The sequence below is a fragment of the Paenibacillus mesotrionivorans genome (assembly GCF_046098205.1).
In the GTDB taxonomy this organism is placed as follows: Bacteria; Bacillota; Bacilli; order Paenibacillales; family NBRC-103111; genus Paenibacillus_AR; species Paenibacillus_AR mesotrionivorans.
In genome coordinates this window covers 305,569-320,037 of sequence record NZ_JBJURJ010000001.1, presented here as the reverse complement: position 1 = coordinate 320,037, position 14,469 = coordinate 305,569, and the positions used below count along the sequence as shown (strand labels likewise).

The 14,469-nt window shown below is 53.8% G+C and carries 17 protein-coding genes, 2 tRNA genes and 1 pseudogene; 19 read left to right on the top strand and 1 reads right to left on the bottom strand.

The genetic code is table 11. The annotated features are described in order from the left end of the window. Window positions 1-85 precede the first annotated feature (85 nt). From der to ACI1P1_RS01490, 8 genes are all read left to right on the top strand, one after another. The gene (gene der / locus ACI1P1_RS01525; RefSeq protein WP_416214582.1) at window positions 86-1,405 is read left to right on the top strand and encodes a ribosome biogenesis GTPase Der; all 1,320 of its coding nucleotides are present in this window, start codon (window positions 86-88) and stop codon (window positions 1,403-1,405) included. 51 nt (window positions 1,406-1,456) lie between these two features. After that, entirely contained in the window at window positions 1,457-2,062 is a 606-nt protein-coding gene (gene plsY / locus ACI1P1_RS01520; RefSeq protein ID WP_416214781.1) for a glycerol-3-phosphate 1-O-acyltransferase PlsY, read from the top strand. A gap of 39 nt (window positions 2,063-2,101) precedes the next feature. Continuing rightward, window positions 2,102-3,142, top strand: a complete 1,041-nt coding sequence (locus tag ACI1P1_RS01515; RefSeq protein WP_416214581.1) for an NAD(P)H-dependent glycerol-3-phosphate dehydrogenase — start codon at window positions 2,102-2,104, stop codon at window positions 3,140-3,142. Between the two features lie 96 nt (window positions 3,143-3,238). Beyond that, on the top strand, window positions 3,239-3,523 hold the full coding sequence (locus tag ACI1P1_RS01510; protein ID WP_416214580.1) for a stage VI sporulation protein F: 285 nt from the start codon (window positions 3,239-3,241) through the stop codon (window positions 3,521-3,523). Between the two features lie 127 nt (window positions 3,524-3,650). Next, window positions 3,651-3,995: a 2Fe-2S iron-sulfur cluster-binding protein gene (locus ACI1P1_RS01505; protein WP_416214579.1), complete on the top strand. Its 345-nt coding sequence runs from the start codon at window positions 3,651-3,653 to the stop codon at window positions 3,993-3,995. Window positions 3,996-4,357: 362 nt separating this feature from the next. Continuing rightward, a complete protein-coding gene (gene spoIVA / locus ACI1P1_RS01500) occupies window positions 4,358-5,836 on the top strand; it encodes a stage IV sporulation protein A (protein ID WP_416214780.1) in 1,479 nt (492 codons plus the stop codon). Between the two features lie 243 nt (window positions 5,837-6,079). Beyond that, the gene (locus ACI1P1_RS01495) at window positions 6,080-6,352 is read left to right on the top strand and encodes an HU family DNA-binding protein (RefSeq protein WP_416214578.1); all 273 of its coding nucleotides are present in this window, start codon (window positions 6,080-6,082) and stop codon (window positions 6,350-6,352) included. A gap of 232 nt (window positions 6,353-6,584) precedes the next feature. After that, window positions 6,585-6,661 (top strand) — tRNA-Pro (locus ACI1P1_RS01490). Here ACI1P1_RS01490 and ACI1P1_RS01485 read toward each other — a convergent pair. After that, window positions 6,640-6,699 (bottom strand): annotated as a pseudogene (locus ACI1P1_RS01485) (translation initiation factor IF-2 associated domain-containing protein); the annotation flags it as partial. The gene ACI1P1_RS01490 and the pseudogene ACI1P1_RS01485 overlap by 22 nt on opposite strands. A gap of 68 nt (window positions 6,700-6,767) precedes the next feature. On the opposite strand from ACI1P1_RS01485, the gene ACI1P1_RS01480 reads away from it, so the two are divergent. The 11 genes from ACI1P1_RS01480 to ACI1P1_RS01430 all read left to right on the top strand — a co-directional run bounded on the left by ACI1P1_RS01480 (window position 6,768) and on the right by ACI1P1_RS01430 (window position 14,448). After that, window positions 6,768-6,844 (top strand) — tRNA-Pro (locus ACI1P1_RS01480). Between the two features lie 114 nt (window positions 6,845-6,958). Continuing rightward, complete coding sequence (gene mtrB, locus ACI1P1_RS01475; protein WP_416214577.1) at window positions 6,959-7,189, top strand: trp RNA-binding attenuation protein MtrB; 231 nt, start codon at window positions 6,959-6,961, stop codon at window positions 7,187-7,189. A gap of 105 nt (window positions 7,190-7,294) precedes the next feature. Next, window positions 7,295-7,807, top strand: coding sequence for a hypothetical protein (locus ACI1P1_RS01470; RefSeq protein ID WP_416214576.1), 513 nt, complete (start codon window positions 7,295-7,297; stop codon window positions 7,805-7,807). A gap of 106 nt (window positions 7,808-7,913) precedes the next feature. After that, the gene (locus ACI1P1_RS01465) at window positions 7,914-8,783 is read left to right on the top strand and encodes a heptaprenyl diphosphate synthase component 1 (protein ID WP_416214575.1); all 870 of its coding nucleotides are present in this window, start codon (window positions 7,914-7,916) and stop codon (window positions 8,781-8,783) included. A gap of 7 nt (window positions 8,784-8,790) precedes the next feature. Then, window positions 8,791-9,534 (top strand): demethylmenaquinone methyltransferase, encoded by a 744-nt coding sequence (locus ACI1P1_RS01460; RefSeq protein WP_416214574.1) that lies wholly within the window; start codon window positions 8,791-8,793, stop codon window positions 9,532-9,534. Further along, the gene (locus ACI1P1_RS01455; RefSeq protein WP_416214573.1) at window positions 9,524-10,390 is read left to right on the top strand and encodes a UbiA-like polyprenyltransferase; all 867 of its coding nucleotides are present in this window, start codon (window positions 9,524-9,526) and stop codon (window positions 10,388-10,390) included. The genes ACI1P1_RS01460 and ACI1P1_RS01455 overlap by 11 nt, the downstream gene beginning before the upstream one ends. Then, window positions 10,390-11,028, top strand: a complete 639-nt coding sequence (locus ACI1P1_RS01450) for a UbiX family flavin prenyltransferase (protein ID WP_416214572.1) — start codon at window positions 10,390-10,392, stop codon at window positions 11,026-11,028. Before ACI1P1_RS01455 ends, ACI1P1_RS01450 begins: the two co-directional genes overlap by 1 nt. After that, window positions 10,994-11,851: a menaquinone biosynthetic enzyme MqnA/MqnD family protein gene (locus ACI1P1_RS01445; protein WP_416214571.1), complete on the top strand. Its 858-nt coding sequence runs from the start codon at window positions 10,994-10,996 to the stop codon at window positions 11,849-11,851. The genes ACI1P1_RS01450 and ACI1P1_RS01445 overlap by 35 nt, the downstream gene beginning before the upstream one ends. Further along, window positions 11,848-12,822, top strand: a complete 975-nt coding sequence (locus ACI1P1_RS01440; RefSeq protein ID WP_416214570.1) for a polyprenyl synthetase family protein — start codon at window positions 11,848-11,850, stop codon at window positions 12,820-12,822. The genes ACI1P1_RS01445 and ACI1P1_RS01440 overlap by 4 nt, the downstream gene beginning before the upstream one ends. A 158-nt stretch (window positions 12,823-12,980) precedes the next feature. Next, the gene (gene ndk, locus ACI1P1_RS01435) at window positions 12,981-13,424 is read left to right on the top strand and encodes a nucleoside-diphosphate kinase (protein ID WP_416214569.1); all 444 of its coding nucleotides are present in this window, start codon (window positions 12,981-12,983) and stop codon (window positions 13,422-13,424) included. 247 nt (window positions 13,425-13,671) lie between these two features. Continuing rightward, window positions 13,672-14,448: a CheR family methyltransferase gene (locus tag ACI1P1_RS01430; protein WP_416214568.1), complete on the top strand. Its 777-nt coding sequence runs from the start codon at window positions 13,672-13,674 to the stop codon at window positions 14,446-14,448. Window positions 14,449-14,469 lie beyond the last annotated feature (21 nt).

Here is a 14,469-nt window from a genome sequence, read left to right as displayed (position 1 = left end):
TGTGAGGTTATTTTGTTATCATGAGACATGCAGGTTTTTGGAAGCTTTTGCGAGACAGATAGTAATGATGTAGGGAGTGAACGGATTGGCCAAACCTATTATTGCGATTGTGGGGAGACCCAACGTGGGCAAATCCACAATCTTTAACCGGATCATTGGCGACCGGTTGGCCATTGTGGAGGATAAGCCCGGTGTGACCCGCGACCGGCTTTACGGCAAGGGAGTATGGCTGGAGCAGGAATTTAACATTATCGATACCGGCGGCATCGAAATCGACGGCGAGGATGAAATCCTCCGTTCCGTGCGCGTTCAGGCGGAGCTGGCCATTGAAGAGGCCGATGTCATTATTTTTATGGTGGACGCCAAAGCGGGCGTTACCGCAACGGATGAGGAAATTTCCGAAATTCTGTACAAATCCGGCAAGCCGGTTGTCCTGGCGGTAAACAAGGTGGATAATATCCAGCGGCAGGACGATATCTATGAATTTTATACCCTGGGCTTCGGGGACCCGGTAGGCATTTCCGGAGCGCATGGGTTGGGCATTGGCGATCTTCTGGATGAGGCCAGCAAGCATTTTCCGGAGGATACGGGGGATGAATACGGCGAGGACGTCATCAAGGTGGCGCTGATCGGCCGGCCCAATGTGGGCAAGTCCTCCCTGGTGAACGCTATGCTGGGTTCGGAACGGGTTATCGTCAGCGATGTGGCGGGAACCACCCGGGACGCCATTGACACCCCGTTTGAGAAGGACGGCCAGAAGTATGTGCTCATCGATACGGCTGGTATGCGCAAGCGGGGCAAGGTCTATGAATCTACTGAAAAATACAGTGTGATGCGGGCTATGAAGGCCATCGAGCGGGCGGATGTGGTGCTAGTGATCATCAACGGCGAGGAAGGCATTATCGAACAGGATAAGCATATTGCCGGGTATGCCCATGAAGCGGGCAAAGCCAGCATTATTGTGGTGAATAAATGGGATGTGGTGGAGAAGGACGATAAAACCATGCAGCAATTCACCACCAAAATCCGGGACCATTTCCTGTTTATGTCCTACGCCCCTGTTGTATTCGTCTCCGCCAAAACCGGCCAGCGCCTGCAAAAGCTGTACCCGGTGGTGAATAAGGTGGCCGAAAATCACTCCATGCGTGTGGTCACTCACGTCCTGAACGACCTTATCAACGAGGCGGTGGCGCTGAACAGCCCGCCGACGGATAAGGGCCGCCGTCTGAAGCTGAACTATGCCACCCAGGTGGCGGTGAAGCCGCCGACATTCATGATATTCGTCAATGATCCGGAGCTGATGCATTTCTCCTATGAGCGGTATCTGGAGAACAAAATCCGGGAAGCATTTGATTTCGAAGGAACTCCACTGCGGCTGTTCACCCGCCGCAAATCGGAGGATTAATAGGTAATAGAAGAGCAAGCCTTCCCCTAACGGAAGGCTTTTTGGGGAGTGTTGGTTATGTGGATGGTTGCAGCGGTTATTGCGTATCTGTTGGGCTCCATCAGCTTCAGCTACCTGATGGGCCGGATGCTGAAGGGCATCGATATCCGCCAGCACGGCAGCGGGAATGCGGGGGCGACCAATACCCTCCGCGTGTTGGGCAAAGGACCGGCGATAGCGGTGCTGAGCCTGGATGTGCTGAAGGGGATTGCCGCCGTGTGGCTGCCGGTTTGGTTGGGTCAGGAGATGATCTGGGCCCGGATCATCTGTGGGGTTGCGGTAATTGTCGGCCATAACTGGCCGGTGTTTTTTGGCTTTAAAGGGGGCAAGGGAATTGCCTCCACCATCGGTGTTATGGCGTCGCTTGCTTTTTTGCCGTCATTATTGGCAGGGATTATCGCTATTGTTACGATTGTGATCACCCGGTACGTTTCTTTGGGATCGCTTTTGTTTACTGCATTCATTCCCGTTTTTATCCTGCTTTTGGACCGGTCGATGGAGCTGTTCTGGATCAGTCTGCTGGTGGCGCTGTTCGCCTTCGTCCGGCACCGCAGCAACATTGTCAAGCTGGCCAAGGGGAAGGAAAACAAGCTGGGAGCGAAGAAGAAGGTATGCTAAGTGTATTCCCTCAAATGTGACAAGGGAGGTAGGTCGCCTGTGAAAAAAACCGCTGTGCTTGTAGCGGGCAGCTGGGGAACCGCATTGGCCTCTGTGCTGGCGGACAATGGCCATGAGGTTGTCTTATGGACCCGGCATCCCGAGCAAGTTCATGAAATTAATGCCCTACATACCAATAGCCGTTATTTGAAGGATGCGGTCCTTTCCGGGAACATCCATGCCACCCTCAGCCTGGAGGAAGCGGTACGAGGCGCAGCGGCTGTTGTGCTGGCTGCCCCGTCGTCGGGGATGCGTGAGGTAGCGGGCAATATGCAGCCCTTCCTGTCCCCCCACACGCTGGTCATACATGCCGCCAAGGGCTTCGAGGCCGACTCTCTGAAGCGGATGACCTCCGTCATCGCCGAGGAGCTGCCGCAGCAGAACCCGGACCGGATCGTGGTCCTGTCCGGGCCGAGCCATGCGGAGGAGGTCATCGTGAAGTGTCCCACCACGATTGTGGTGGCAGCCAAGCAGCTGGAAGCCGCAGAGGCGGCTCAGGACCTCTTCATGAGTCCGTATTTCCGGGTATACACCAACCCTGACGTAGTCGGGGTGGAGGTGAGCGGTGCGCTGAAGAATATTATCGCCTTGGGAGCGGGGATGAGCGACGGCCTGCAGTTTGGCGACAATGCCAAGGCGGCTCTCATGACCCGGGGGCTGGCGGAGATCGCCCGCCTGGGTGTGGCTCTGGAGGCCAATCCGCTGACCTTCGCGGGACTATCCGGCTTCGGGGATCTGGTCGTAACCTGCACCAGCCGGCACAGCCGCAACTGGCGGGCCGGGTATATGCTTGGCCAAGGCAAACCTTTGGCTGTGGTGCTGGAGGAGATGGGCATGGTGGTGGAAGGGGTCAAGACTACCCGCGCCGCCTACGAAATGTCCAAACACCATCAGGTGCGTATGCCCATCACCCAGGTGCTGTACCAGGTGCTGTTTGAGGGCAAGGAGCCCAAGCGGGGCGTGGAGGATCTGATGGGCCGCGTCCGCACCCATGAGATTGAGGAGATCGCCCAGGAGGCCGCGGGCAAGTGGTTAGGCTGATCATATAAGCCTACGTCCGCCCAAACCAATTCCGGGACGTTGTCATACAATACCCTATCCGGCGATGAACGCCAATGGAATAGGGGAGGTATACCGATGCCCGGCAAAGATATGTCCAAGGATGTGCTGAAGGCTGTCAAGAGCAAAACCGGCAAATCCGTTACCCAAAAGGATATTCATAAGCTCGCCAGCAATGTGAAGCCCGGCACTATGCAAAGCGAGGAGCAGCTGCGTCAACTGATAAAGCAGGTGGCGTCGATGGTGAATGTCCCGGTTTCGGAGCAGACGATGAGTGAAATTGTGAAGGCAGTTAAGGGAAGCAATCTGAATCCCAACAATATGGAAGCCCTCATGAAAATGATGATGGGCGGCAAAAAATAATATTTTGCTCTTCTTTTACCGGCCGCCTCAGGGCGGTCTTTTTGCGTAATCGGATTTTCTGATTTTCCCTCGGATGGTATGATGATAGCATGCATCATTTGAAAGAGATAGAAAGGGGAGATGCCTTATGCCGGAGGTAGAGTTTTTGCCGGATGGGAAGAGGGTGAACGTCCGTGCGGGATTGACGCTGCTGGAGGCGGCGAGACAGGCGAAGGTGGCGGTCCGAACCAGGTGCAGCGGCGGTTTAAGCTGCCTGATGTGCAAGGTGCGGGTCGTCGGCGGGGTGGAAGGGCTTACGGAGCCGAAGCAAGCGGAGAAGGCCAAGCTGGGGGCTCTGGAGGCCCAAGGATACCGCTTTGCCTGCCAAGCCAGGGTGACGGGGGCCGTAACGGTAGAATTGCCGGAGGACCCGCTTAAAGCGGCCATAAGAGCGCAGCTGAAACGCCAGCAGGAGGAAGAGGATTTGTGGTAAGGACAAGCATGGAGCTGCTGCGGCAGCTTTTTTTGCGTTCAGGCTTTTTTTTAGATTGGCGTGCCATGCATAAGCCCTGCTGACCGCTCATATATCATAAATCGGGGAAGCTTTGCGCATACCTTGCGGAAAGCCGAATTGGACCGTGGGCACTCCCGGGAATTTTACTATAGAATTCTCTGTCATATTCCGGGGCTGTACACATATATTTTTACTAGTCCAAAAGATGGTACGAGTGTGGCTTCCAATGCGGTGCACATCAGTCATCTTTTTCGGGTACAGGAAGGGCAGGAGAAACGGATCGGCGGGATGCTCCGGCGCTTGGTGTACTACATTTTGAAGGAATTCAGGAGGGGATCATGTTGGAACGAGTCGATATCATTAAGGACATTGCTGAACGCACCGGCGGAGACATCTATCTCGGGGTGGTCGGAGCGGTACGGACAGGGAAATCCACCTTCATCAAACGGTTTATGGAGTCGGTGGTTATTCCCAACATCAAGAACGAGTCGGATCGGGTGAGAGCGGTGGATGAGCTTCCGCAAAGCGCCGCCGGCCGCACCATCATGACTACCGAGCCTAAGTTTGTTCCCAACAATGCGGTTCAAATTTCGGTTGGTGAAGGCTTGAACGTGAATGTCCGGCTGGTGGATTGCGTCGGTTATGCCGTACAAGGGGCTAAAGGCTATGAGGATGAAGCCGGTCCCCGGATGATCTCCACCCCCTGGTTCGATGAGCCGATTCCCTTCCAGGAGGCTGCCGAAATCGGCACCCGCAAGGTGATTCAAGAGCATTCCACCCTCGGTGTAGTCATTACCACAGACGGCAGCATCGCCGAAATTCCGCGTTCCTCTTACGTAGATGCGGAAGAGCGGGTGGTAGCCGAGCTGAAGGAAGTCGGCAAGCCGTTTATTCTGGTCATCAACACGATGAAGCCTGACAGCGAGCCGGCTCAAGAGCTGCGTGCCGAGCTGTCCGCCAAGTATGATATACCGGTCATGGCCTTGTCCGCCGCAACCATGGGTGAAGATGACGTGCTGTCCGTGCTGCGCGAGGTGCTCTACGAATTCCCCGTGCATGAAGTGAACGTGAACCTGCCCAGTTGGGTGATGGTGTTAAATGAGAAGCACTGGCTGCGTACGGAGTTCGAATCCTCTGTCCGTGACACGGTGCAGGACATCCGCAGGCTGCGGGATGTGGACCGTGTGGTAGGCCAATTCGGGGCCTACGACTTTATCGAACGCGCCGCCTTGGCGGATATGAACATGGGCCAGGGTGTAGCCGAGATCGATCTGTTCGCCCCGGATGAGCTGTATGACCATATCCTCCAGGAAGTAGTCGGTGTGGAAATCCGCGGCAAGGACCATCTGCTGCAGCTGATGCAGGACTTTACCCATGCCAAGCGGGAATACGACCAGTTCGCAGAGGCACTGGAAATGGTCAAAACCACCGGCTACGGCATTGCACCGCCTACTCTGGCCGAAATGGCGCTGGATGAGCCGGAGCTGATCCGCCAAGGCTCCCGGTTCGGTGTACGCCTGAAAGCCACAGCCCCCTCGGTACATATGATCCGGGTAGATGTGGAGTCGGAATTCTGCCCCATCATCGGGACGGAAAAGCAAAGCGAGGAGCTGGTCCGTTATCTGATGCAGGATTTCGAAGAAAATCCGCTGAAGATTTGGGAATCCGATATCTTCGGCCGGTCGCTCCATTCCATCGTCCGGGAGGGCATCCAGGGCAAGCTGGCCATGATGCCGGACAATGCCCGCTACAAGCTCCAGGAAACCCTGGGCCGGATCATCAACGAAGGCTCCGGCGGTCTGATCGCCATCATTCTCTGATTACAAGCTTCCCCCTCCATAAAGCTCCGCCTGTGGAACCCCGGTCCGCAGGCTGGGGCTTTTTGCCTATTTATGCTCCAATACACGCAATTTGTCGTATCCGTAAGGGAAAACTTCATTTATCGACTTGAAATTGGGCCGACGGTGTATTACTATGAATTTGTTCGTTTTTATCCAATGGACACGTATAATTCCGAAAGAATCGGTAAACACATGTAATATACCGGGGGGAGGTGAATATGCATGAATAAATCCGATTTGATCGCCAAGGTTGCAGAAAGCTCCGAACTGTCCAAGAAGGACGCTACGAAAGCTGTCGAAGCGGTATTCGAGGCCATCACCGAAGCGCTGCAAGGCGGCGACAAAGTTCAGCTTGTTGGATTTGGTAACTTTGAGGTTCGTGAGCGTTCCGCTCGCAAGGGCAGAAACCCGCAAACCGGCAAGGAAATCGACATTCCCGCAAGCAAGGTGACTTCCTTCAAACCCGGCAAAGCTCTGAGAGACGGTGTACAATAATCTCTCGTACATAGATGCTTATACGGAAAAACGACAGGCCGTGGAATCTGATTTTCGGATTCTTCGGCTTTTTTGATGCCCTGCGGGTATCCGCGGAGCTCCTTCGACGGAAAAGTCTGATTTGTCCTGAATTGTCTGACTTTAAAAAAGTGATATCGAAAAGGTTGACACACCTTGCGAAATAAGGTAAACTCATTTTTGCCGCCGGGAAATGGCGGGCGCTTAAAGGTATCGGGGTATAGCGCAGCCTGGTAGCGCGCACCCTTGGGGTGGGTGAGGTCGCACGTTCAAATCGTGTTACTCCGACCATGTGAAGAAGACATCGTCAATTGCGATGTCTTTTTTCTTTTTTTCTCTGGAACTCTTTACAAATGGTTAAAAAACGAATATAATCGTTTTTGTTGACTTAAGGTATCGGGGTATAGCGCAGCCTGGTAGCGCGCACCCTTGGGGTGGGTGAGGTCGCACGTTCAAATCGTGTTACTCCGACCATGTGAGGAAAGACATCGTTAACTGCGGTGTCTTTTTTCTTTTCTCCGGGGTTTGACAGGAGAGGGACAATCCAGCATCATAGGGATAGGAAGCTTTTAGAGGAGGTCCAAGCAGATGGACAAGGAGCAGGCGCAGAGCGGAGAATATTTCGTAGTGAAGGCCAAGGATAACGGTGTGCATGTAATCGGTTTGACAAGAGGACAGGACACCCGCTTTCACCATACGGAAAAGCTGGACAAAGGGGAAGTAATGATCGCCCAGTTCACGGATCATACCTCTGCCGTGAAGGTCCGGGGCAAAGCAATCATTTGGACAAAATATGGAGTTGTTGATACGGAAGAATAAGAATATCGGAATAAGCAGGCATAGCCTGCTTTTTTCTTTTGTACAATGGAAAGGGGGAATATGAATCGGCCGGGCCTTGGTTCCGGCGGCTGGAGTTGATAAACAATGAAGCTGGCTGCGCGTTTGGCCGCGGCACTGCTGGTGTCACTGGGGATTGCCTGGGGACTGTCCTGGCTGCCCCAAGGAAGCTCACAGGCGGATCCGGTCTTCCAACCGGGGGGCGCCGGTTATCTGACGGAAACCAATTTGGTGGACGCGCTTGCCTCGGTACCGCTGGATCTGGAGATTGCCAGCGCCAATCTGCAGCATGGTGTACTGTCGGTGGATCTTTTTTTGCCGAAGGGTGTGAGCGGAGAAAGATTCGTCTATCATGATTTGTATGGGCTATGCAGCTTCTCCTGGAATTCCACCGCCAACGTGAACCATCTGCTGGTTCGGGTGCTGCAGCAGAACGCCGGCGACCGGCATTCCAAGGAGCTCCTGCTTGCCATGGAGGCTAAACGGAGCCAATGGAACAGGGAGGTGCTGCCTGCGGAAAGTCCCGTTGCCCTCTTCAAGAGCGAGCTGGAAAAGCAGGGAAATTTCAGCTACACCCCCCTATGGATGAAACAAAACTGACTGCCGCCACAAAATATTCACGAAATCGTGCGGTCAATTGCAGGTTATGCTATAATTAAATGCTGTAGATTTGAGTGTGATTTTCATCATGTTCGGAGGCAACCGGATGAGTTCATTTCACCTGCCCGAGTTGGCAAAGCAATATACACAGTACGATATGATCAGGCTTCACACGGAAGTGCCCGCTTTTCCGGAGGCACGCTCCAGGCTTCTTTTGGCCTTTCTTCATGAATCCGGCAATGCGGGGAAATCGGCAGAAAGCTTGACGCTGGCCGTATCTCTGGTTCAAATGGGCATCGATATCCATGAGATGGTTTCCATGTCCAATCAGGTGAAAGAAAAGAAGGCTGTCCGTTCCCGCCAGTTGAAGGTATTGGCGGGTGATTATTTCAGTTCAGGATATTATCATCTCCTGTCCGAAGCCGGGGAGATCGGCATGGTGGAGCATATTGCAGGTTCCATATGCGAGGTCAACCGGCTCAAAATGACGCTGTACGCCCGCATCCGGCAATTGAAGCTGACTGCGGAGGAGTATCTTCAGCAGATGGCGGGCATCCGCGCACAGCTTTTCGCAAGGTTCGACCATCTCATGAAAAGTGGGCTGGGCAAAGCATGGCAGGACATTCTTGAATGCTTCACCCGCTGCGAGCTGCTGGCGGACGAGTTGGACCAGCTTGGCAACCCGGAGCGGCTTCGGGAAAGCTGGGCATTCTGGCGGATGAGGGAGCAGGGGTACGGAGAACTTCTTGGCCAGCTGGAATCGTCCGCGGACAAGCAGGAGCAGATCAACGCCTTGATGCAGAAATGCAGGATTAAAGAACAGCTTCTACAGTTATTGGATGAGCAAGTGGGTCATTTATATGAAAAAGCAAGGCGACTGGATTCGGACAGACTGATGCAGGAGCTGCTGCAGATCGGGGATCCTTTTCTCCGTCTGGTGCGGCAGCCGCCGGCTGCTGGAGGAGCGATGAGGTGACAATCAGATGAGTTCCACCCAATCCAAGGAAAAATTTGTGCATGAGGTCTTTGAGAGCATCGCCCCTAAGTACGATCTGATGAATGATGTGCTGAGCTTCAGGCAGCATAAGTTATGGCGCAAGCGAACCATGAAACGGATGGCCATGAAGCCGGGGGATACGGCCATCGACCTGTGCTGCGGCACCTGCGACTGGACCATCTCCATGGCCCAGGCCAGCGGCTCCGGGCGGATTGTCGGTCTTGATTTCAGCCGGAATATGCTGGAGCGGGGGAGAGTTAAGGTCCGGGATGTGGGGCTGGAGCGGCAGATCGAGCTGATGGAAGGCAACGCGATGGAGCTTCCGTTCCCGGATAATACCTTCGATTACGCCACGATCGGCTTTGCGCTCCGCAATGTACCCGATCTGGTTAAGGTGATTGAGGAGATGCGGCGGGTGGTAAAACCCGGCGGGATGGTGGTTTCATTGGAATTGTCCAAGCCTACCTGGCAGCCCTTTAAGTCGATTTATTATTTTTACTTCCAGCGGATTCTTCCTGTGCTGGGGCGCCTGCTGGCTAAGCGGTACGAGCAGTACAAGTGGCTGCCGGAATCATTGATCACGTTTCCCGATCATAAGGAATTGGCCCGGATATTCAGGGATTGCGGCCTGGAGCGGGTAGAAGCAAGGCCCTTCACAGGCGGAATAGCCGCTCTGCATCTGGGGATCAAACCCCGGCAGGAGAAGGGAGACTCGGCGCATGTGGAATAAAATTAAGATTTTCTTGGAAATGATTAAGTTTGAACATACAGTGTTCGCCTTACCCTTTGCTTATATGGGCGCCCTGCTGGGTTCGATGACGGTGAACGGGCATCTGCCCTCTTGGAGCCAGATCGGCTGGGTAACCCTGGCGATGGTGGGAGCCCGAACGGCCGCCATGAGCCTGAACCGGGTCATTGACAAGGCCATCGATGCACGAAATCCCAGAACGAAAAACCGCGCTATTCCCGCGGGTCTCATCAGCTCGGCAGAAGTCATCCTGTTTATTGTGGCCTCATTCGCCTTATTAATCTGGGCCAGCTCCCAGCTGAACCCATTATGCGTCAAGCTGCTTCCTATCGCCGTATTTTTCCTGGTCTTTTATTCTTATACCAAACGGTTTACCTGGCTGTGCCATATCATTCTTGGCTTAACCATTGCGCTTGCGCCGCTGGGCGGCTGGGTGGCGGTGACCGGACGGATCGACTGGATCTCGATTGTGTTTTATTTGACGGTTGCATGCTGGACTGCAGGATTTGATGTTATCTATGCCTGCCAGGATGTGGAGTATGACCGTTCTGAAGGACTGCATTCCATTCCGGCGCGCTTCGGGATTGCCAAGGCTTTGATTATCTCCAGAGGGCTCCATGTGATGACTGCAGTCGGTTTTGCGGCTCTGTACCTGATTACGGATTTAAGCTGGGTATTTTTTGCGGGACTCATTATTGCTTATGTAATTCTGTATTATGAGCACCACCTGGTGAAGCCTCATGACCTGAGCAAGCTGGATACGGCGTTCTTTACGATGAATGGCATTCTGAGCATGCTGGTATTCGTATTTACCTTATTTGATATGGTGGTGCATTGATGTCAAAGGCAAGGAAGCCGTGGATCGTCGGTATAACGGGAGCAAGCGGTGTAGTGTACGGCGTGGAGCTGTGCCGCGAGCTGCTCCGGCAGCGGATCCCCGTGCACCTGATTGTAACGGATGCCGGGTGGCGGGTGTTGAAGGACGAGCTGGGCTGGGACACCTCGGACCGCACAGCGGAGCTGAGAGCGCAGCTGGACCCGGATGAAGGCTTGCTTACCCTTCATCCGGTCCGGGATGTGGGAGCGTCTGTAGCCAGCGGCTCCTTTCTCACATCCGGTATGGTCATTGTTCCTTGCTCCATGGGGACCCTGTCCGCCGTGGCGAGGGGGGCTTCCGACAATCTGCTGGAGCGTGCGGCGGACGTGGTGCTGAAGGAGGGCAGACCCCTCCTTCTGGTGCCGCGGGAAACACCCTTGCATGCGATTCATTTGGAAAATATGCTAATTCTTGCCCGGAGCGGAGTGAAGATTATTCCTGCCATGCCGGGCTTTTACCACCAGCCCCGGAGCCTGGAGGATATTGTCCGCTTCCTGGTTGGGAAAATTCTGGATATGATGGATGTCGAGCATGATATGTATACAAGATGGGGAGCGCATACGAATGAATCCATATCCGATACGGATCGGCCGGATTGATTACACCAATGTGTGGCCGATTTTTCATCACTTTCCTGAACACCGATTCACCGGACGTGTGGAACTGCTCCGTCAGGTTCCCGCCAGCTTGAACCGGGCTATGGCGGAGGGAACGGTAGCCATGGGACCCATATCCAGCTTCGCCTACGGCGAGCATGCGGATGAATATGTGCTGCTGCCGGACCTGTCCGTCAGCGCCTGGGGGCCGGTGAATTCCATCCTGCTTTTCCACCGGAAGCCGCTGGCCGAGATTGCCAACGGCCGGATTGCCCTGGTGAACACCTCGGCCACCTCCGTAAATTTGCTAAAGATCATCCTGGAGCATTATTATAAAGGGACACCGTCTTATTTTTCCTCCCCGCCCAATTTGGACGCCATGATGCAGGAAGCCGACGGCGCTCTTCTTATCGGGGATGACGCCATCCGGGCAAGCTGGCTGGACCACGGTTACCAGGTAACCGACTTGGGTCAGGAATGGAACCGGCTGACGGGGCATTGGATGTCCTTCGCTGTCTGGGCCATCCGGGAGGATGCGGTGAACGCGTATCCGGAGCTGGTCCGCGAGGTGTACGAATCCTTCGTAGAAAGCAAGGAGAAGGGCTTGAAGGATGCCAGCGGCATGATCAGCTTGGCCGTTGCTACAATTGGGGGCACTGAAGCCTATTGGGACCGGTACTTTCATCAGCTGACCTACGACTTTGCCGAGCCCCAGTGGAAGGGATTGTCGCTGTATTTCAAGCTGGCTGCGGAGCTTGGTCTGTTGGACAAGCAGCCAACCATCCGGATCTGGAAGGAAAATACCTTAATGCAGGTGAAGGAATGAAAATAGTCGACATTTATGCCCGCTTAAAAAAAGATCTGAATCACATTGAAAAAGAGCTGGACCGTTCCGTCCGTTCGGAGCATGTCCAACTGAGCGAAACCTCCCTGCATCTGCTTAAAGCGGGCGGCAAGCGGCTGCGTCCAGTGTTTGTCCTGCTGTCCGGCCAGTTCGGCCGGTACGATATGGACAGGCTGAAGAACATTGCCGTTTCCATGGAACTGATCCACATGGCTTCGCTGGTCCATGACGATGTGATTGACGATTCGGACACCCGCCGCGGCCAACCCACCGTCAGGGCCAAATGGGATAACCGGGTGGCCATGTATACGGGCGATTACATTTTTGCCCGGGCCTTAGAGGTGATTACCCAGCTGGCTGATCCCCGTATCCACCGCTCTATGTCCTCCGCCTTGGTGGAGATGAGCATCGGTGAAATGGAGCAGATCCGCCTGTTTTTCCATTCAGGCCAGCGGGTAAGGGATTATCTGCTCCGCATTAAGCGGAAAACGGCCCTTCTCATCGCAGTAAGCTGCCAGCTGGGGGCATTAGCGGCAGAAGCGGGTGATGTGATCAGCACCAAGCTGTACCAATACGGTTATTATGTCGGTATGGCTTTCCAGATCAGGGATGATGTGCTGGATTTAAGCGGAACGGAGGAGCAGATTGGCAAACCGCCGGGAAGTGATATCCGCCAGGGTAATATTACCCTGCCGGTCATCTACGCGCTCCGGCAGGAGGATTTGAATGTGGAGCTCCTGACGGAAATTGAGCGTATCCAAGCTGCCGACGGACAGACGGACATCAGCCGGTTTTTGGAGCTGGTGCTCTCCAGCCGGGGTGTGCAGCGTGCCGAAGCCTTGGCTGAGCGTTATATCCAAAAGGCCATTCAGGTGTTGGAGCCGCTTCCCGCAGGCCGCCATAAGGATGATCTGATCCGCATTGCCCATTTTGTGGGCAACCGCTCGTATTAGAAGCTACTCCTGATCCCGCTGTGTTTTGACGAAGAAAACCAAGGATTTACGTTAGGTGCCGCTCCGATACATAAGCATCGTTTGCATTTGCGAATCATACTTATATAGAGTACACTAGTCATGTGATTTTCGTCATACATAAACTGAGGTGATGACAGTTGGATAAGACTTTCTTGATGGTGAAGCCCGATGGTGTGCAACGCGGATTAATCGGAGAAATTGTGAAGCGCTTTGAAATGAAAGGGTTTCAACTTATCGCCGCCAAGCTGTTGATTGTCTCGAAGGAACAGGCGGAATTTCATTATGCGGAGCACCGGGAAAAACCGTTCTACGGGGAATTGGTGGATTTTATCACCTCCGGACCGGTGTTTGCCATGGTTTGGCAGGGGGATGATATTGTCACCCTCTCGCGGCTGATGATGGGCAAAACCAAAGCAGTGGATGCAGTTCCCGGCACAATCCGGGGCGATTTTTCAATACATACGGGCATGAACCTGATTCACGGCTCCGATTCGCCGGAAGCGGCGGTAAGGGAAATCGGCAACTTCTTCCCTCCGGAGGAGCTCGTTGCCTATGAACGGGCAAATAACAGATGGATTTAAGCGTTATCATGCCGGACACCTGGATTCCTGGAATCCGGGTGTTTTTGTTGTCTGCCGAGGCACGGATTTTTTGTCGGGGCAAGAAGGAGTTTGGCGCAAACGCATGGAATACATAGCGGAGCCGAACGCATTTATCCGAATGTGTCCCGTCCGGCGGTTCAAAAAAGTGAACAAGCATCGTAAGCATCAGCTGTGGGTCTCATGGAAAGACTTCCTAGCGTATGCCGACCCGGGAGGAAAATTGACGATGGAAGACAAGGATTTTGCCCTCTTTATTAAAAAAGTTAAGGATTTTACCGCGATTGATTTGTCGCAATACAAAGAAGCGCAAATGAAACGGCGTCTCACCACTCTGCGTGAAAAAAAGGGTTATAAAACCTTTGCGGATTTTTTCGACGCCATGATGAAGGACAAGAACCTGTTCTATGAATTTTTGGACAGAATGACCATCAATGTCTCTGAATTTTGGCGCAATCCGAACAGGTGGGAGATTCTGGAGAAGCAATTTGTGCCGGAGATGCTGAAGGCCACCAGACGCCCCAAGGTATGGAGTGCGGCCTGCTCCACCGGCGAAGAGCCGTACACCCTGGCGATGATTCTGGCGGAGCAAGGCAAAGGGATGGATATTCAGCTGCTGGCCACGGATATAGATGAAGGAGCGCTGGAGAAGGCCAAAAAAGGGGTTTATCCGGACCGCTCCATCCGGGATGTGCCTGCCTCCTACCTGAAGAAGTTCTTCCGTCAGGACCAGCTGACCTTTTGTGTGACGGATGAGCTGAAGCGTATGATCCGGTTCCAAAAGCAGAATTTGCTGGTGGACCAGTTTGAGGAAGGCTTCGATTTGATCGTTTGCCGCAATGTGATGATCTATTTCACGGAAGAGGCCAAGCATTTGCTGTACCACAAGTTTGCCAAGGCGCTGAAGCCGGGCGGAATCCTGTTTGTCGGCAGCACGGAGCAGATTTTTTCGCCGGGCCAGTATAACATGGAGCCTGCAGATACATTCTTTTACAGGAAAAAGTAAAGGGGAGTATAAGGGTTCCCA